Below are 12,398 nucleotides of genomic sequence, written 5' to 3' on the forward strand. Positions count from 1 at the left end.
TCAGCGGGACGGAGTCCTTGCGGGCATGAAAGATGTCTTGGTACTCAAATACGCTCGTTAGGCTGAGGCTTTGCCAGGGCGGGATCCCTCTGCGGCAGCTCAACACCCCAGTAGCCAGCAGAAAGCTGCCCCATGCTAGGCTCTAGGCGGTGCTGCCCTAGTCGGCAAGGGGGGACTTGAAGGATATGAAAAAAAGGGTGGGCAGGGTAGTTTTCGCAAGTGCTTTAACTTTTTTTGCCAGTTCAATTCTTCTGAGAGCCTACGGTTCGCATTCAATCGAGTGGGCTCGCCAGTTCGGAACTCCTGCGAATGAGGTGGCTGACTCTATTGCTGTCGATCGCGCCAGCGGTGCGGAGCACTTTCGCGCCAGCGGTGCGGAGCACTTTCGCGCCAGCGGTGCGGAGCACTTTGGACAGGGCAATGCTTGGGTAGCGGGAACCACTACGGGAGCCCTTCCTGACCAGTTGAGCGCTGGGAGCTGGGGTGCTTCTGTGCTTCAAGTACAGTCGCTAAGCCTGAGCTTCCTTCCCTTGGGAGAGCGGCCATGCACCGAATAGCTGCTTTGCCAGGGGGATGGGATCCTTCCCAATCCGGCGTCATTTTCCTGGAGCAGGATCCTGCTCCCATTGTTGTTCTCTCGGCAGCCGATACGGACCTGACGGCTTTGAGCGCGGCCATCCGTCTTTTGCCCCAAGACTTTCCGGCCATACGGGCAGCTAATCTGCTGCAGTTGCAACAGCCCCTAAGCCTGGATGACTATGCCGAGAGGGTGCTGCGGCGGGCGCAGGTGGTGCTCCTTCGCCTGTTGGGGGGAAGGGCCTACTGGAGCTATGGCCTGGAGGTGGCCAAGCAGGTGGCAGCCGAGGAGGGATCCACCCTAATCGTCATTCCTGGGGACGATCGCCCGGACTGGGATTTGGTAAGCCATTCCACTGTGCCTCTGGCGGTGGCGGATCGGGTGTGGCGGTACTGGCTGGAGGGGGGAGCGGAGAATGTGGCTGCCTGTCTGCTGTTTCTGGCTAGGGAGTTTCTGGGGGGCCAATATTCGGCGCCGGATCCACAAGGGTTGCCTCGTCTTGGGATCTACCAACCTCCCGTAGCCTCGCCGACGGATCCCCAAGCTCCCAAGGTGGGGATTTTACTCTACCGGGCCCATGTTCTGGCGGGGAATACAGAGCCGGTGGATCAATTGGCAAAAGCCTTGGTGGAGCGGGGGCTGCAGACTCTGTGCCTTTACACCTACAGCCTTCAAGATCCCGACTTGCCCCAGGCCATTCGGGATCACTTTGGCAGCCAGATTGACCTGTTGCTCAACACCACCAGCTTTTCTCTGGCGCGGTTGGACAGCCACCAGCCCGACGTGAGGCTGTGGCAGGAGTTGGATGTGCCTGTTTTGCAGGTAATCCTCAGCGGTGGATCCCGCCAGAGCTGGGAGGACTCCACGCGAGGACTGGGAGCGCGGGATCTGGCCATGAATGTGGCTTTGCCGGAGGTGGATGGGCGCATCATCAGCCGCGCCGTTTCCTTCAAGGCGGTTCAACAGCGGGATCCCCACTTGCAAACGGAGGTGGTGGCCTATGCGACTGTGCCGGATCGGGTGGAGTTTGTAGCCGATTTGGCGGCCAACTGGGTGAAATTGCGGCGTACCCCCCCTTCCCAGCGGCGACTGGCTTTGATCCTGGCCAACTACCCCAGTCGGGACGGGCGACTGGCCAATGGGGTGGGTCTGGATACCTCTGCCAGTTGTGTGGAAATTCTCAAAGCTTTGGCGGGAGCTGGCTACTCAGTAGATCCCCTGCCCCAGACTGGAGATGAACTCATCCATTGGCTAACCGAAGGCCAGACCTACGACCCCTTGGGATCCCTGCGCCCGGCTCGGCAATGCCTTTCTGCTGCCCTTTATCGAGAGTGGTTTGCCCGCTTGCCTGAGCCCATCCAGACCGACCTCGTCCGGCAGTGGGGGGATCCGCCCTCTCGAGATATTCCCGTGGTGGGACTGCAGTTAGGGCAGGTGTTTGTAGGCATTCAGCCCCCGCGAGGCTACGACCGGGATCCGTCCTTGAACTACCATGCCCCGGATCTGGTGCCCCCCCATGAGTACCTGGCTTTTTACCTGTGGTTGCGGCAGGTCTTCGCCGTTCAAGCGGTGGTGCATGTGGGCAAGCACGGCAACCTGGAATGGCTGCCCGGCAAGGGATCCGCCCTTTCCGCCACCTGCTACCCGGAGATGGCCCTGGGGCCGCTGCCCCACTTCTACCCCTTCATTGTCAACGATCCGGGAGAGGGATCCCAGGCCAAGCGGCGAGCCCAGGCAGTGATTATCGACCACCTCACCCCGCCCCTTACCCGCGCCGAGCTGTACGGCCCCCTGGCGGATTTGGAACGGCTGATGGATGAGTACGTGCAGGCCCAACAGTTGGATCCCAGTCGTTGTCCCCTGATTCGCGCCCAGATTCAGGAGCTGGTTCGAGCAGAGCATCTAGACCAACAGTTCAACCTGGAAAAAGAAGAAGATTGGAATCGCCTGGATGGCTATCTTTGCGAGCTAAAAGAATCTCAGATTCGCGATGGGCTGCACATCTTTGGCCGGATCCCTGCCGGTGAGCAGCTTGTTGATCTGGTGGTAGCCCTGGCCCGCTACCCTGGCCACGGGCAACTGGGGATTACTCAGGCCATTGCCCGCGATTGGGGATGGGACTGGGATCCCTTGACCGCCGATCTAACGGATCCCTGGCCAGAGGGATCCCCGAACTCGCCGTAACCCAAGCCAAGCGTTTTATTTTCCTCTCTCAGGGAGCAAGGAAGAATCTTAAGAGTAAGAGGAGTTGATCGGGATCCCTCATCAACTCCCCTGTTGGAACAATGGAAGCAGGCTAGAGAAACAGCTGGATCCCGGAATCGTAGCCCAAGACCGGCTCGCGCCTAGGTGCCCCCTGGCCAGCTACCGGGAAGCCCTAGCGGGCGTTTCAATAGCGAGATTGAAAACTCCGCCGCCGCTCGCCGCCACTGTTCGCGTTACCAGAGCGGAAACCTGAGGTGGGGCGTTCTTCTCGCGGGCGAGCTTTGTTCACCTTGAGGTCGCGCCCCATCCATTCTGCCCCGTCCAGAGCAGCAATGGCGGCTTGCTCCTCTGCTTCAGAGCTCATTTCCACAAACCCGAAGCCCCGAATGCGGCCTGTCTCACGGTCAGTGGGGATCTGCACCCGCTTCACAGAACCGTACTCAGCAAAAACAGCGGTCAAATCCGCTTCTGTCACCTTAAAGGAAAGGTTGCCAACATAAATCGACATAGACGATCTCCGAAAGAGAGAGTAACAAAGGGTGAGATGTTCGGAGAGCCGTCTGCCAATACAAAACGTGAAAATCCGTCAAGACCAGAAGAAACGAGCACTACAACCGATAACAATCTCAGCTTCTATCCTAACACAGAAGCAGGGGTTCACCACTTCGATTTCGCGAAATTCTGGGGACATTGCCTTCACACCCCAACTGGCCCGGCCCAAACACTCCGCTGCCCTACCTGCGCTGACGCCACCTCAGCCCAGCTTCTCCAGCCTGGATCCCAGCAATCTCATCTGGGCTTCCAGCTCCGCCAGTTGCTCCTGACTGGCTTGCACCACTTCAGGGTTGGCCCGGTTGAGAAAATTGGGGTTCTCTAGGCGAGCGCGGATCCCTTGGGCCTCTTTTTCCAGCTTGGCCAGGTCTTTTTGCAGCTTGGCCCGCAGCGCTTCCACATCCACCAGTCCTGCCAAGGGCATCAGCACCTGCACCGTGCCCACCACTGCAGCCGCCACCTGTTTGGGCTCCGTGGCCAGGGATCCCGTAATCTCCAAAGCCTCGGCCTTAACCAGATCCCGGATATAAGCTTGGGCAGCCGTCAGGATCCGCTGCTCGGCGGGATCGGTAGTGAGCAAAAGGGCCCTGATGGTCTGATGGGGCTTGAGGCCGGTTTCTGCCCGCAGGTTGCGCAGGCTGGTAATGGTTTGGATCACCAAGCCAAACTCCCGCTCCAGTTGAGGGTCGATCCAACTGGGATCTGGGGTGGGATAGGGCTGCACGGAGATAGAGGTGGTTTGGTTGGCCTGGGTGAGCAGCTGCCAGATCTCCTCGGTGATGTGGGGCATCCAGGGGTGCAGCAGCTTGAGAATGGTTTCCAAAACGGTGGCCAGCACCTGCTGCGCTGCGCGTTTGGAAGCCAGGTCTTCTCCCCGCAGCCGGGGCTTGACCAGCTCGATGTACCAGTCGCAAAAGTCATCCCAAATGAGAGAGTAGAGCAGGCGCGCCCCCTCGCCCAGGCCATAGGCTTCCAGCTCGGCGATGACTTGGGTGGCTGTGGAGTGCAGCCGCGACAGGATCCAGCGATCGGCCAGCTCCAGCGCTTCGGGGGCAGGGGATCCCAGCTGGGCGGGGGTCTGTCCCTCCAAGTTGATGAGCACAAAGCGGGAGGCGTTCCAGATCTTATTGGCAAAGTTGCGGGCGGCCTCCACGCTGGCGCTCTCCCCCGTCTTGCGGTCGTAGGCCAGGCGGATATCCTGCCCTGCCCCCACCACCTCCTTGACCAGGGCATAGCGCAGGGCGTCGGTGCCGTATTTGTCCAGCAGCTCCAGGGGATCGATGCCATTTCCCTTGGTTTTGGACATTTTCGCCCCGTGCTCATCCCGCACCAGGCCATTGATGTACACGTCTTTGAAGGGAATCTGGCCGGTAAATTGGGATCCCATCATGGCCATGCGGGCCACCCAGAAGAAAATGATGTCAAAGCCCGTGGACATCAGGGAGTTGGGATAGTAGCGTTTGAAATCCTCGGTCTCTTCCGGCCAGCCCAGGGTTGAAAAGGGCCACAGAGCAGAGCTAAACCAGGTATCCAGCACATCGGGATCCTGTTCCACCCGCTCAACTTCTGGGCCAAACTTTTCCCGTGCCTTGAGCAGCGCTTCCTCGCCGTTGCGGGCCACCACAAAAGCTTGGGGATCCTCGAGAAGCTGGCCATTGAGGACTGGATACCAAGCTGGGATCTGATGGCCCCACCACAACTGCCGAGAAATGCACCAGGGGCGCAGCTTTTCCAGCCAGCCCGTGTAGACTTTGGTCCAGCGCTCAGGGATAAAGCGGGGGCTATTTCGTTGGTATTCCTCTTCCAAACAGCGAGCCCCCATCCCCGAGACATCGCAAAACCACTGAATGGAAAGCAAAGGCTCGATGGGCACGCCGCCGCGGTCGCTGTGGGGAACGGTGTGGGTGTAGTCCTCCACCTTCTCCAGCAGGCCATGTTCGGCAAACCACTGCACCACCTTTTCTCGGGCCACAAAGCGATCTAGGCCGGTGAAAGGATCCCCGTTTTCGTTGAGGGTGCCGTCTTTATTGAGGATGTTGATGAAGGGCAATTGGTGCCGTTTGCCGATTTCAAAGTCGTTGGGGTCGTGGGCCGGGGTAATTTTCACACACCCGGAGCCAAAGGAGGGATCCACATACTCATCCGCAATGATGGGGATGAGGCGATTTTTAATGGGCAGGCGAATGAACTGGCCGATGAGATGGCAATAGCGCTCGTCTTGGGGGTTCACCGCCACCGCCGTATCCCCCAGCATGGTCTCGGGCCGAGTGGTGGCCACCACCAGATACTGGCTGGGATCCTCGGCCAAGGGATAGCGAAAATGCCACAGGTGGCCCTTGACCTCTTTGTCGTCTAGCTCAATGTCTGACACCGCCGACTGGGTGGCCGGGCACCAGTTCACCAAATACTCGCCCCGGTAAATCAACCCCGCCTCGTATAGCCGCACAAACGCCTCGGTTACCGCCCGGCTCAGCCCCTCGTCGAGGGTAAAGCGATCCCGCGTCCAGTCCAGCGAGAGACCCAGCCGCCGCAATTGGCTCTTGATAGCTCCCTGCGACTGCTCCTTCCAAGCCCAAGCTCGCTCCAGAAAAGCCTCGCGGCCCAGATCGAAGCGGGTCTTGCCCTCTTGGCGCAGTTGGTTTTCCAGGATGGTGTGCACGGCGATGCTGGCATGGTCTGTGCCGGGCAGCCAGAGCACGTTGTAGCCGCGCATGCGCTTGTAGCGCGTCACCACATCCGGCAGGGTAAAGGCAAAAGCATGGCCCATGTGCAGGTTGCCCGTCACATTGGGCGGGGGCAGCACCATGCTAAAGGCCTCTCCCGGCGCCTTGGGATCCGCCACGTAAAAGCCCTTCTCCTCCCAAAAGCGCTGCCACTTCGGCTCGGTCTCGAAGGGGTTGTACTGGCTGGGCAGGTTGACAGAGGAAATTGCAGCAGTCATGGGGAGAATAGGCCAACGGCTGAGAAGGATAAATCACTTTATAGAGTAGCAGTCTAACCCCTTGCCCTTCGGGGTAGAGTGGCCCGTTGGTCTTGACCCCGATCACACAGCCAGAGAGGGATTTCGAGCTAGGGTACTGCTGTCCTCAGCGTTTGGGTACTGCGTTATGTCCAGATCATTGACGGCAACGGTCCTGATGGCTCTGATGGCTCTATCCCCTGGGATCCCTGCCTTGGCGCAACAGGACCAGGAGAGCTTAGATGGTGACATCCTGATTTGTCAGGGGGTAGCTCATCCAGACTCTTTGGCAGGTTTTGAGGCTTGCTTGAGTTTTGGTTCCTACACCTACTCTCAGTCCGATAACCAATCCCAGTTGGTAGGCTTGTATTTTATCCCGTACATCAACTATAGCTTTTGCTTTGTGGGTACAGAGAAGTTCGATGACTCAGAGAAGATTTATGTGGGTCGAAGTGGACGGCTATTCTTCGGTTTGGATCGCCCCCTGACCCCTTCTGAACTGGAGGTAGAGACCCCCCAAGTTATCCAGCGGAAGGCCCGTATTCTCGAGGTGGCGGCAGATCCCATTTTCGGTATCAGCCAACTGGTGGTTTACGACGAGACTGAGTTTCGCCTGAAGCAGCCAATAATAGTGGTCACGCCTCTGGGATACTTCGGAGACTCCATTTCGCGAGAGGTGTTTTTAGAGAGTCCCGACTGCCAAGCCATTTTGAATTGAGGACTCCTCCACTTGTAACTGGTGTGCGTTCTTGGGTTTTGGCAGGCTTACGAGATGGCTCTAGAGCCCAGAGTAAGCGTTGAGCCATTCCATGAAGTAAAACACCAGTGGCGCGGTGAACACATAGCTGTCTCCCCGATCCAAGATGCCACCGTGGCCCGGGATCAGATCCCCGGAATCTTTCACCCCTGCATCCCGTTTCATCAGAGATTCTGTGAGATCTCCCAGCAGGCTGGTTAACCCAATCAAAAACCCCAGAATGCCCCCACTCAACCAGCTCCACGGCCAGCCCAGGTAATAGGCTCCAACCACCGCAAGGGTCATGCTGGCGGCAATCCCGGCTACCGCCCCTTCCACCGTTTTCTTCGGGCTGAGGATGGAGAGCTTGGTGCGCCCAAAGGCCCGACCACACAGGTAGGCCCCCACATCGGCAGCGATCACGCAGCCAATGGCCAGCAGCGTAATCCATAGCCCTTCGCCAATGCCCTTGGATAAAGACAAAGCCCTGACCCGAATCCAAAAACTGGGCAGCAGAGCACAGTAAAACAGTCCCAAAATTGAGGTGGCAATATCGGCAATGGTGGCCACCTTGGGCTTAAAGAGCAAATAAAAACAGATGATGGATCCCGCCACAATAAAAGCAGGGCTGGTCCATTCCGGCTTGACCTGCTGCAAAATCACCAGCACCTGGCTGGAAAACATGGTGGTGCGCATGGCCGGCGCATTGCCTTTGGCTTGCACCAAGCGAAAAAACTCCAACTGGGCCAAAAAAATGATTAGCCCAATGGCTGCAGTAAAATACCAGCCCCCTAGCAGGGTGACCGCCAACGCAAACAACACCGCCGCAAAACCGCTAACCCAACGGGCTCCCATGGGCGCACCCCGTCACGTTGGCTGGCCAAATACCTCTTGCCCCCGGCTCCAGCAGATCGACGTCCAAGCCGAGAGCAGAAGAAACCCCCCCTCTGGTGTTCAAGATTCGCGTTTGCGGGACGGAGTCCTGATGCGGCTGCTGCAATGGAAACGCCTCTTGCCCTAGCCTTTCAGTTTAACTCCCTTGGCCTCGAAACAACCGCTTTCGGCCCTGCAGGATGGGATTTCCAGGTAAGGTGGCAGACAGACTGGAGCATGAGATAATGGGCAAACCGCAAAGCTCACTGCTGACCGCCTAAGATACCTCTGATTCGTTGCACCGCAGCATGGTTCAAGAACTTACTTCGCGCTCCACAACTGCTCGCATTTCTGCCGAAGAGGCTCGTCTTCTTTATGAAGACATGGTGCTGGGCCGCCTGTTTGAAGACAAGTGCGCCGAAATGTACTACAAGGGCAAGATGTTCGGCTTTGTGCATCTGTACAACGGCCAAGAGGCCGTCTCTACGGGGGTGATCAAGGCGCTCAAGCCCACCGACTACGTGTGCAGCACCTACCGCGATCATGTGCATGCCCTCAGCACCGGGATCCCGCCGCGGGCGGTCATGGCAGAGTTGTTCGGCAAGGCCACCGGCTGCAGCAAGGGTCGGGGTGGTTCCATGCACCTCTTCTCGGCGGAGCACAATTTCTTGGGGGGCTATGCCTTTGTGGCCGAAGGGATCCCAGTGGCGACGGGGGCTGCTTTTTCTGCCAAATATCGGGGCACCGACCAGGTAACCGCCTGCTTCTTCGGGGATGGAGCCTGCAACAACGGCCAGTTTTACGAGTGCCTCAACATGGCCGCCCTCTGGAAGTTGCCCATCGTCTATGTGGTGGAAAATAACTTCTGGGCTATTGGCATGGCCCATGAACGCGCCACTTCCGACACCGATATTTACCGCAAAGGCCCGGCTTTTGGCATGCCCGGCTACCAGGTGGATGGGATGGATGTGCTAGCAGTGCGAGAGGCCGCCCAACAGGCCATCGCCCGCGCCCGTGCCGGAGAAGGCCCCACCTTGCTGGAGTGCATCACCTATCGTTTCCGGGGCCATTCCCTTGCCGACCCTGACGAGCTGCGCAGTCCTGAGGAAAAAGAGTTCTGGCGGCAGCGGGATCCCATCAAGCAACTGGAACGCTATGCCCTGGAGCACAACCTAATGACCGAGGCAGACTTCCAAGCCATCCACGCGGAGGTCAGCGCCGTGATTGAGGACGCGGTTCTTTTTGCTCTGGAAAGCCCAGAGCCAACCCTGGACGAGCTGCACCGTTTTGTCTTTGCCGAAGACGAGTAGACCCCCCCAGGTATCGGGGGAGTTCAGGAGCCGAGATCTTGCTTGGCCGGAGGATCCCTGGCCAACTCGGGTGGCCCATCCACCTGGCGGAGCGCTATCGCGCCGGATCCCTTGAGGATCCTCGAGGATCGGCATCAGAGAAACTTTCTCGAGATCTGCGCTATTGCGCAGATTTTTTTGTAAATATCGCTTCCCATTTGTTTACACAGCTTCATATCATTGAGGTATCGAGCATGAGTATTTATTCCTGGTCATGAGCAATCCTCTTGAGTTTCCCTGGCTGTCGGTGCTGGTGCTCTTGCCTCTGCTGGCAGCCTTTGGGATCCCCTTGATCCCCCAGAGCCGTTGGGTGCGTTGGTATGCCCTCGCTGTGGGGGCTTTTGATTTGGGCCTGATGGCCTATGTCTTTGCGCGGCACTATGACCTGCAGGACTTTTCTCTGCAACTGGCGGAGCGCTACGCCTGGGTGCCCCAAATTGGATTCCACTGGTCGCTGGCGGTGGACGGCCTGTCCTTGCCGCTGGTATTGCTGTCCGGTTTGATCACGACCCTGTCGATTGTGGCGGCTTGGAATCTCACCCATAAGCCGCGTTTGTTTTTCTTCTTGCTGCTGCTGATGTACGGTGCCCAGGTGGGCGTGTTTCTGGCGCAGGACATGCTTCTATTCTTCCTGATGTGGGAGATCGAGCTGGTGCCGGTCTATCTGCTCATCTCCATCTGGGGTGGGCCGAAGCGCCAGTACGCCGCCACCAAGTTCATCCTCTACACCGCTGCCGCCTCTATTTTTATCCTGGTGGGATCCCTGGCGATGGCCTTCTACGGCGAGGGCTTCAGCCTGGAGATGGCAGAGCTGAGCGCTAAGTCTTACCCGGTGGCCTTGGAGCTGTTGGCCTATGCGGCTTTGCTGATCGCCTTTGGGGTGAAGCTGCCGATTTTCCCGCTGCACACCTGGCTGCCGGATGCCCACAGCGAAGCCTCTGCTCCCATTTCCATGATCTTGGCGGGGGTTCTGCTCAAGATGGGTGGCTATGGCCTGATCCGCATGAATGTGGGCATGTTGTCGGAAGCCCACGTGTACTTCGCCCCGGTGCTGGCGGTGTTGGGTGTGGTGAACATCATCTACGGGGCGTTGGCCGCCTTCGGTCAGAACCATCTCAAGCGGCGCTTGGCCTATTCATCCATCGCCCACATGGGCTTTGTGTTGATCGGGATCTCCGCCTTCACGGAGCTGGGCATCAATGGGGCAGTGCTGCAGATGATCTCCCACGGTCTGATTGCCGCGGTTCTGTTCTTCCTGACGGGGATCACCTACGAGCGCACCCACACCCTTGCCCTCGACAAGTTGGGAGGGTTGGCCAAGCAGATGCCGAAGGCTTTTGCCCTGTTTACAGCGGGATCCCTGGCCTCTCTGGCGCTGCCGGGGATGAGCGGATTTGTGGGTGAGCTGACGGTGTTCTTGGGCTTGACCACCAGCGATGCCTATGCGCCGACCTTCAAAGCTGGAATTGCCCTGCTGGCGGCAGTGGGCATCATTCTGACGCCCATTTACTTGCTCTCCATGCTGCGTCAGGTGTTCTACGGGGCTCAGGATCCCGGCCTAGTTTTGGAAGATTACCTGGGGGATGTGCGTCCGCGAGAAATGGCGGTGGCCCTCTGTCTGCTGTTGCCGATTCTCGGCATTGGCTTCTACCCGCGCCTGGCTACCCAAACCTACGATGTCACGACGGTGGCGGTAGCTGCCCAGTTGCGCAGTGTGTTGGCAACTGAAATCGTGCAGCGGCCTTTCTTCCCCTCGCCAGTGCAACCGGCCCAGGTGGCAGCTCTGCCCCTGGAGGATTGAAAGGAGGTCGAGGGCTCGGCTTCCCTTTGTTCGGTCTTTCTCTATCTACTTCTTCTCTGTCCAGAAGAGCTGGTGTTTGAGGAGCAGCCCCACTCAACATTCAGCTCTTCTTTTGTTTTTTTTAAGTTTTAAGGTTGGGTTTGGGATCCGGGATATCCCTGGGCTGGGATTTTCTTGTGGCCGATTGTTCTTGCGCCGTCCATTCTATCGGTGATCGGTATGAATAGAGTTTTGTTCCATCAGGTTTAGCTGCACCACCAACCACCAGAGGGTTACATCGGAATAGGTTGCCCGGCGCTTGAGCCGAGAAATGGAGTGTACCGGGTTTTGGCTGTCGATCATCCACTCAGAAGCGATGATTTGGCCGCGTTGCTGAGCATTCATTGTTTCTCCCTCCGCTCGCCAACTGCTCAATACTTAGAACGGCTAATACTCAGGATGGCGAATTTGCACGGGAGCGTGTGAAAAAATATATTACGCAGGGATCCCCAGAGTCGGCTAACTTTCTTAGCAATGAGGATCTCATAGGCCGTTGAGTTGCCGATTTGCCGTCCGGGGATCGGACAAAACGTTGCAAAAGGGGCAAAATGTTGGGCAAGGGGATGCCCCTATCTTCACAAGTCTTAAAACCTGGAAAAATTCCATTTTCTCCTGACTCCTCTGTCTCCCTCCGTCGGCCTTTGCAGCAGCAACCCTTGAGAAGTCTGAGATCCCGATGAGAGCCCCCCAGCCTGCCTCTGCTTTTGGAGAAGTAGTGGAGGCCGACACCACAACCTTTGTGGCCCAGTGCTTCGAGCCGGAACGCCTGACCTTCCCACCCATGCCTGCTCTCGGCAGTTGGACGCGCTCCCAAGACGAAGAGACCGGCAACCTAATCTACGGGGTGGTTTGCTATGCCGCCATCGCCCCCATCGACACCGTCCACCGCGCCAGGGCTTTGGGCCTCTCCCCTCAGGAGCTGCGGGAGCAACAGCCCCAAATTTTTGCCATGTTGCGCACCGATTTCCGCGCGGCCATTGTCGGCTTTGTCAGCGGGGGACGAGTCTACCAGTACTTGCCGCCACGGCCTCCCCAGATTCACCAGCCGGTTTATCTCTGCTCCGATACGGAAGTGAGGGAATTTTGCCGCTCTTTCGAGTTTTTGCGCACCCTGCTACAGGTTAACGGGATCCCAACCGATGAGCTGGTGGCTGCCGTGATCCGCCAGACTTACCGAATCCTGAACCGAGATCGCAACTGGCTTTTACAGGCAGGTCGGCAGTTGAGCTCTCTGTTGCGGGATGATTATGAGCATCTCAGCGCAATTTTACGAAAGATTGAAGCCTAAGCGAAGAAATATTGAGAAT

At 58.0% G+C, this 12,398-nt stretch carries 10 protein-coding genes; 6 read left to right on the plus strand and 4 right to left on the minus strand.

Annotated elements, in window-relative coordinates; all coding sequences use genetic code 11:
* Positions 1–314: 314 nt before the first annotated feature.
* A complete protein-coding gene (locus NW834_RS03375) occupies positions 315–557 on the plus strand; it encodes a hypothetical protein (RefSeq protein ID WP_414418801.1) in 243 nt (80 codons plus the stop codon).
* Entirely contained in the window at positions 545–2,761 is a 2,217-nt protein-coding gene (cobN, locus tag NW834_RS03380; protein WP_414418802.1) for a cobaltochelatase subunit CobN, read from the plus strand. Before NW834_RS03375 ends, cobN begins: the two co-directional genes overlap by 13 nt.
* A 205-nt stretch (positions 2,762–2,966) precedes the next feature.
* On the opposite strand, the gene NW834_RS03385 is transcribed toward cobN, so the two are convergent.
* Both NW834_RS03385 and NW834_RS03390 read right to left on the minus strand, forming a co-directional pair.
* Positions 2,967–3,290 (minus strand): RNA recognition motif domain-containing protein, encoded by a 324-nt coding sequence (locus NW834_RS03385; protein ID WP_011431969.1) that lies wholly within the window; start codon positions 3,288–3,290, stop codon positions 2,967–2,969.
* A 246-nt stretch (positions 3,291–3,536) separates the two neighbouring features.
* Positions 3,537–6,275 carry a valine--tRNA ligase gene (locus NW834_RS03390; RefSeq protein WP_414418803.1) on the minus strand — a complete coding sequence of 913 codons (2,739 nt, stop codon included), beginning with the start codon at positions 6,273–6,275 and terminating at the stop codon, positions 3,537–3,539.
* Between the two features lie 166 nt (positions 6,276–6,441).
* Here NW834_RS03390 and NW834_RS03395 point away from each other — a divergent pair, with 166 nt between their 5' ends.
* The gene (locus tag NW834_RS03395) at positions 6,442–7,011 is read left to right on the plus strand and encodes a hypothetical protein (protein ID WP_414418804.1); all 570 of its coding nucleotides are present in this window, start codon (positions 6,442–6,444) and stop codon (positions 7,009–7,011) included.
* Positions 7,012–7,071: 60 nt separating this feature from the next.
* On the opposite strand, the gene NW834_RS03400 is transcribed toward NW834_RS03395, so the two are convergent.
* Positions 7,072–7,884 carry a phosphatidate cytidylyltransferase gene (locus tag NW834_RS03400; protein ID WP_414389933.1) on the minus strand — a complete coding sequence of 271 codons (813 nt, stop codon included), beginning with the start codon at positions 7,882–7,884 and terminating at the stop codon, positions 7,072–7,074.
* A 326-nt stretch (positions 7,885–8,210) separates the two neighbouring features.
* Here NW834_RS03400 and pdhA point away from each other — a divergent pair, with 326 nt between their 5' ends.
* Positions 8,211–9,212 carry a pyruvate dehydrogenase (acetyl-transferring) E1 component subunit alpha gene (gene pdhA, locus NW834_RS03405; RefSeq protein ID WP_414329458.1) on the plus strand — a complete coding sequence of 334 codons (1,002 nt, stop codon included), beginning with the start codon at positions 8,211–8,213 and terminating at the stop codon, positions 9,210–9,212.
* A 253-nt stretch (positions 9,213–9,465) separates the two neighbouring features.
* A complete protein-coding gene (locus NW834_RS03410; RefSeq protein ID WP_414418805.1) occupies positions 9,466–11,052 on the plus strand; it encodes an NAD(P)H-quinone oxidoreductase subunit 4 in 1,587 nt (528 codons plus the stop codon).
* 204 nt (positions 11,053–11,256) lie between these two features.
* On the opposite strand, the gene NW834_RS03415 is transcribed toward NW834_RS03410, so the two are convergent.
* Positions 11,257–11,436, minus strand: a complete 180-nt coding sequence (locus NW834_RS03415) for a hypothetical protein (protein WP_011431964.1) — start codon at positions 11,434–11,436, stop codon at positions 11,257–11,259.
* 331 nt (positions 11,437–11,767) lie between these two features.
* Here NW834_RS03415 and NW834_RS03420 point away from each other — a divergent pair, with 331 nt between their 5' ends.
* A complete protein-coding gene (locus NW834_RS03420) occupies positions 11,768–12,379 on the plus strand; it encodes a hypothetical protein (RefSeq protein WP_414399395.1) in 612 nt (203 codons plus the stop codon).
* The last annotated feature ends 19 nt before the right edge of the window (positions 12,380–12,398 follow it).

It is taken from the genome of Synechococcus sp. R60.1, assembly GCF_047461835.1.
GTDB lineage: Bacteria > Cyanobacteriota > Cyanobacteriia > Thermostichales > Thermostichaceae > Thermostichus.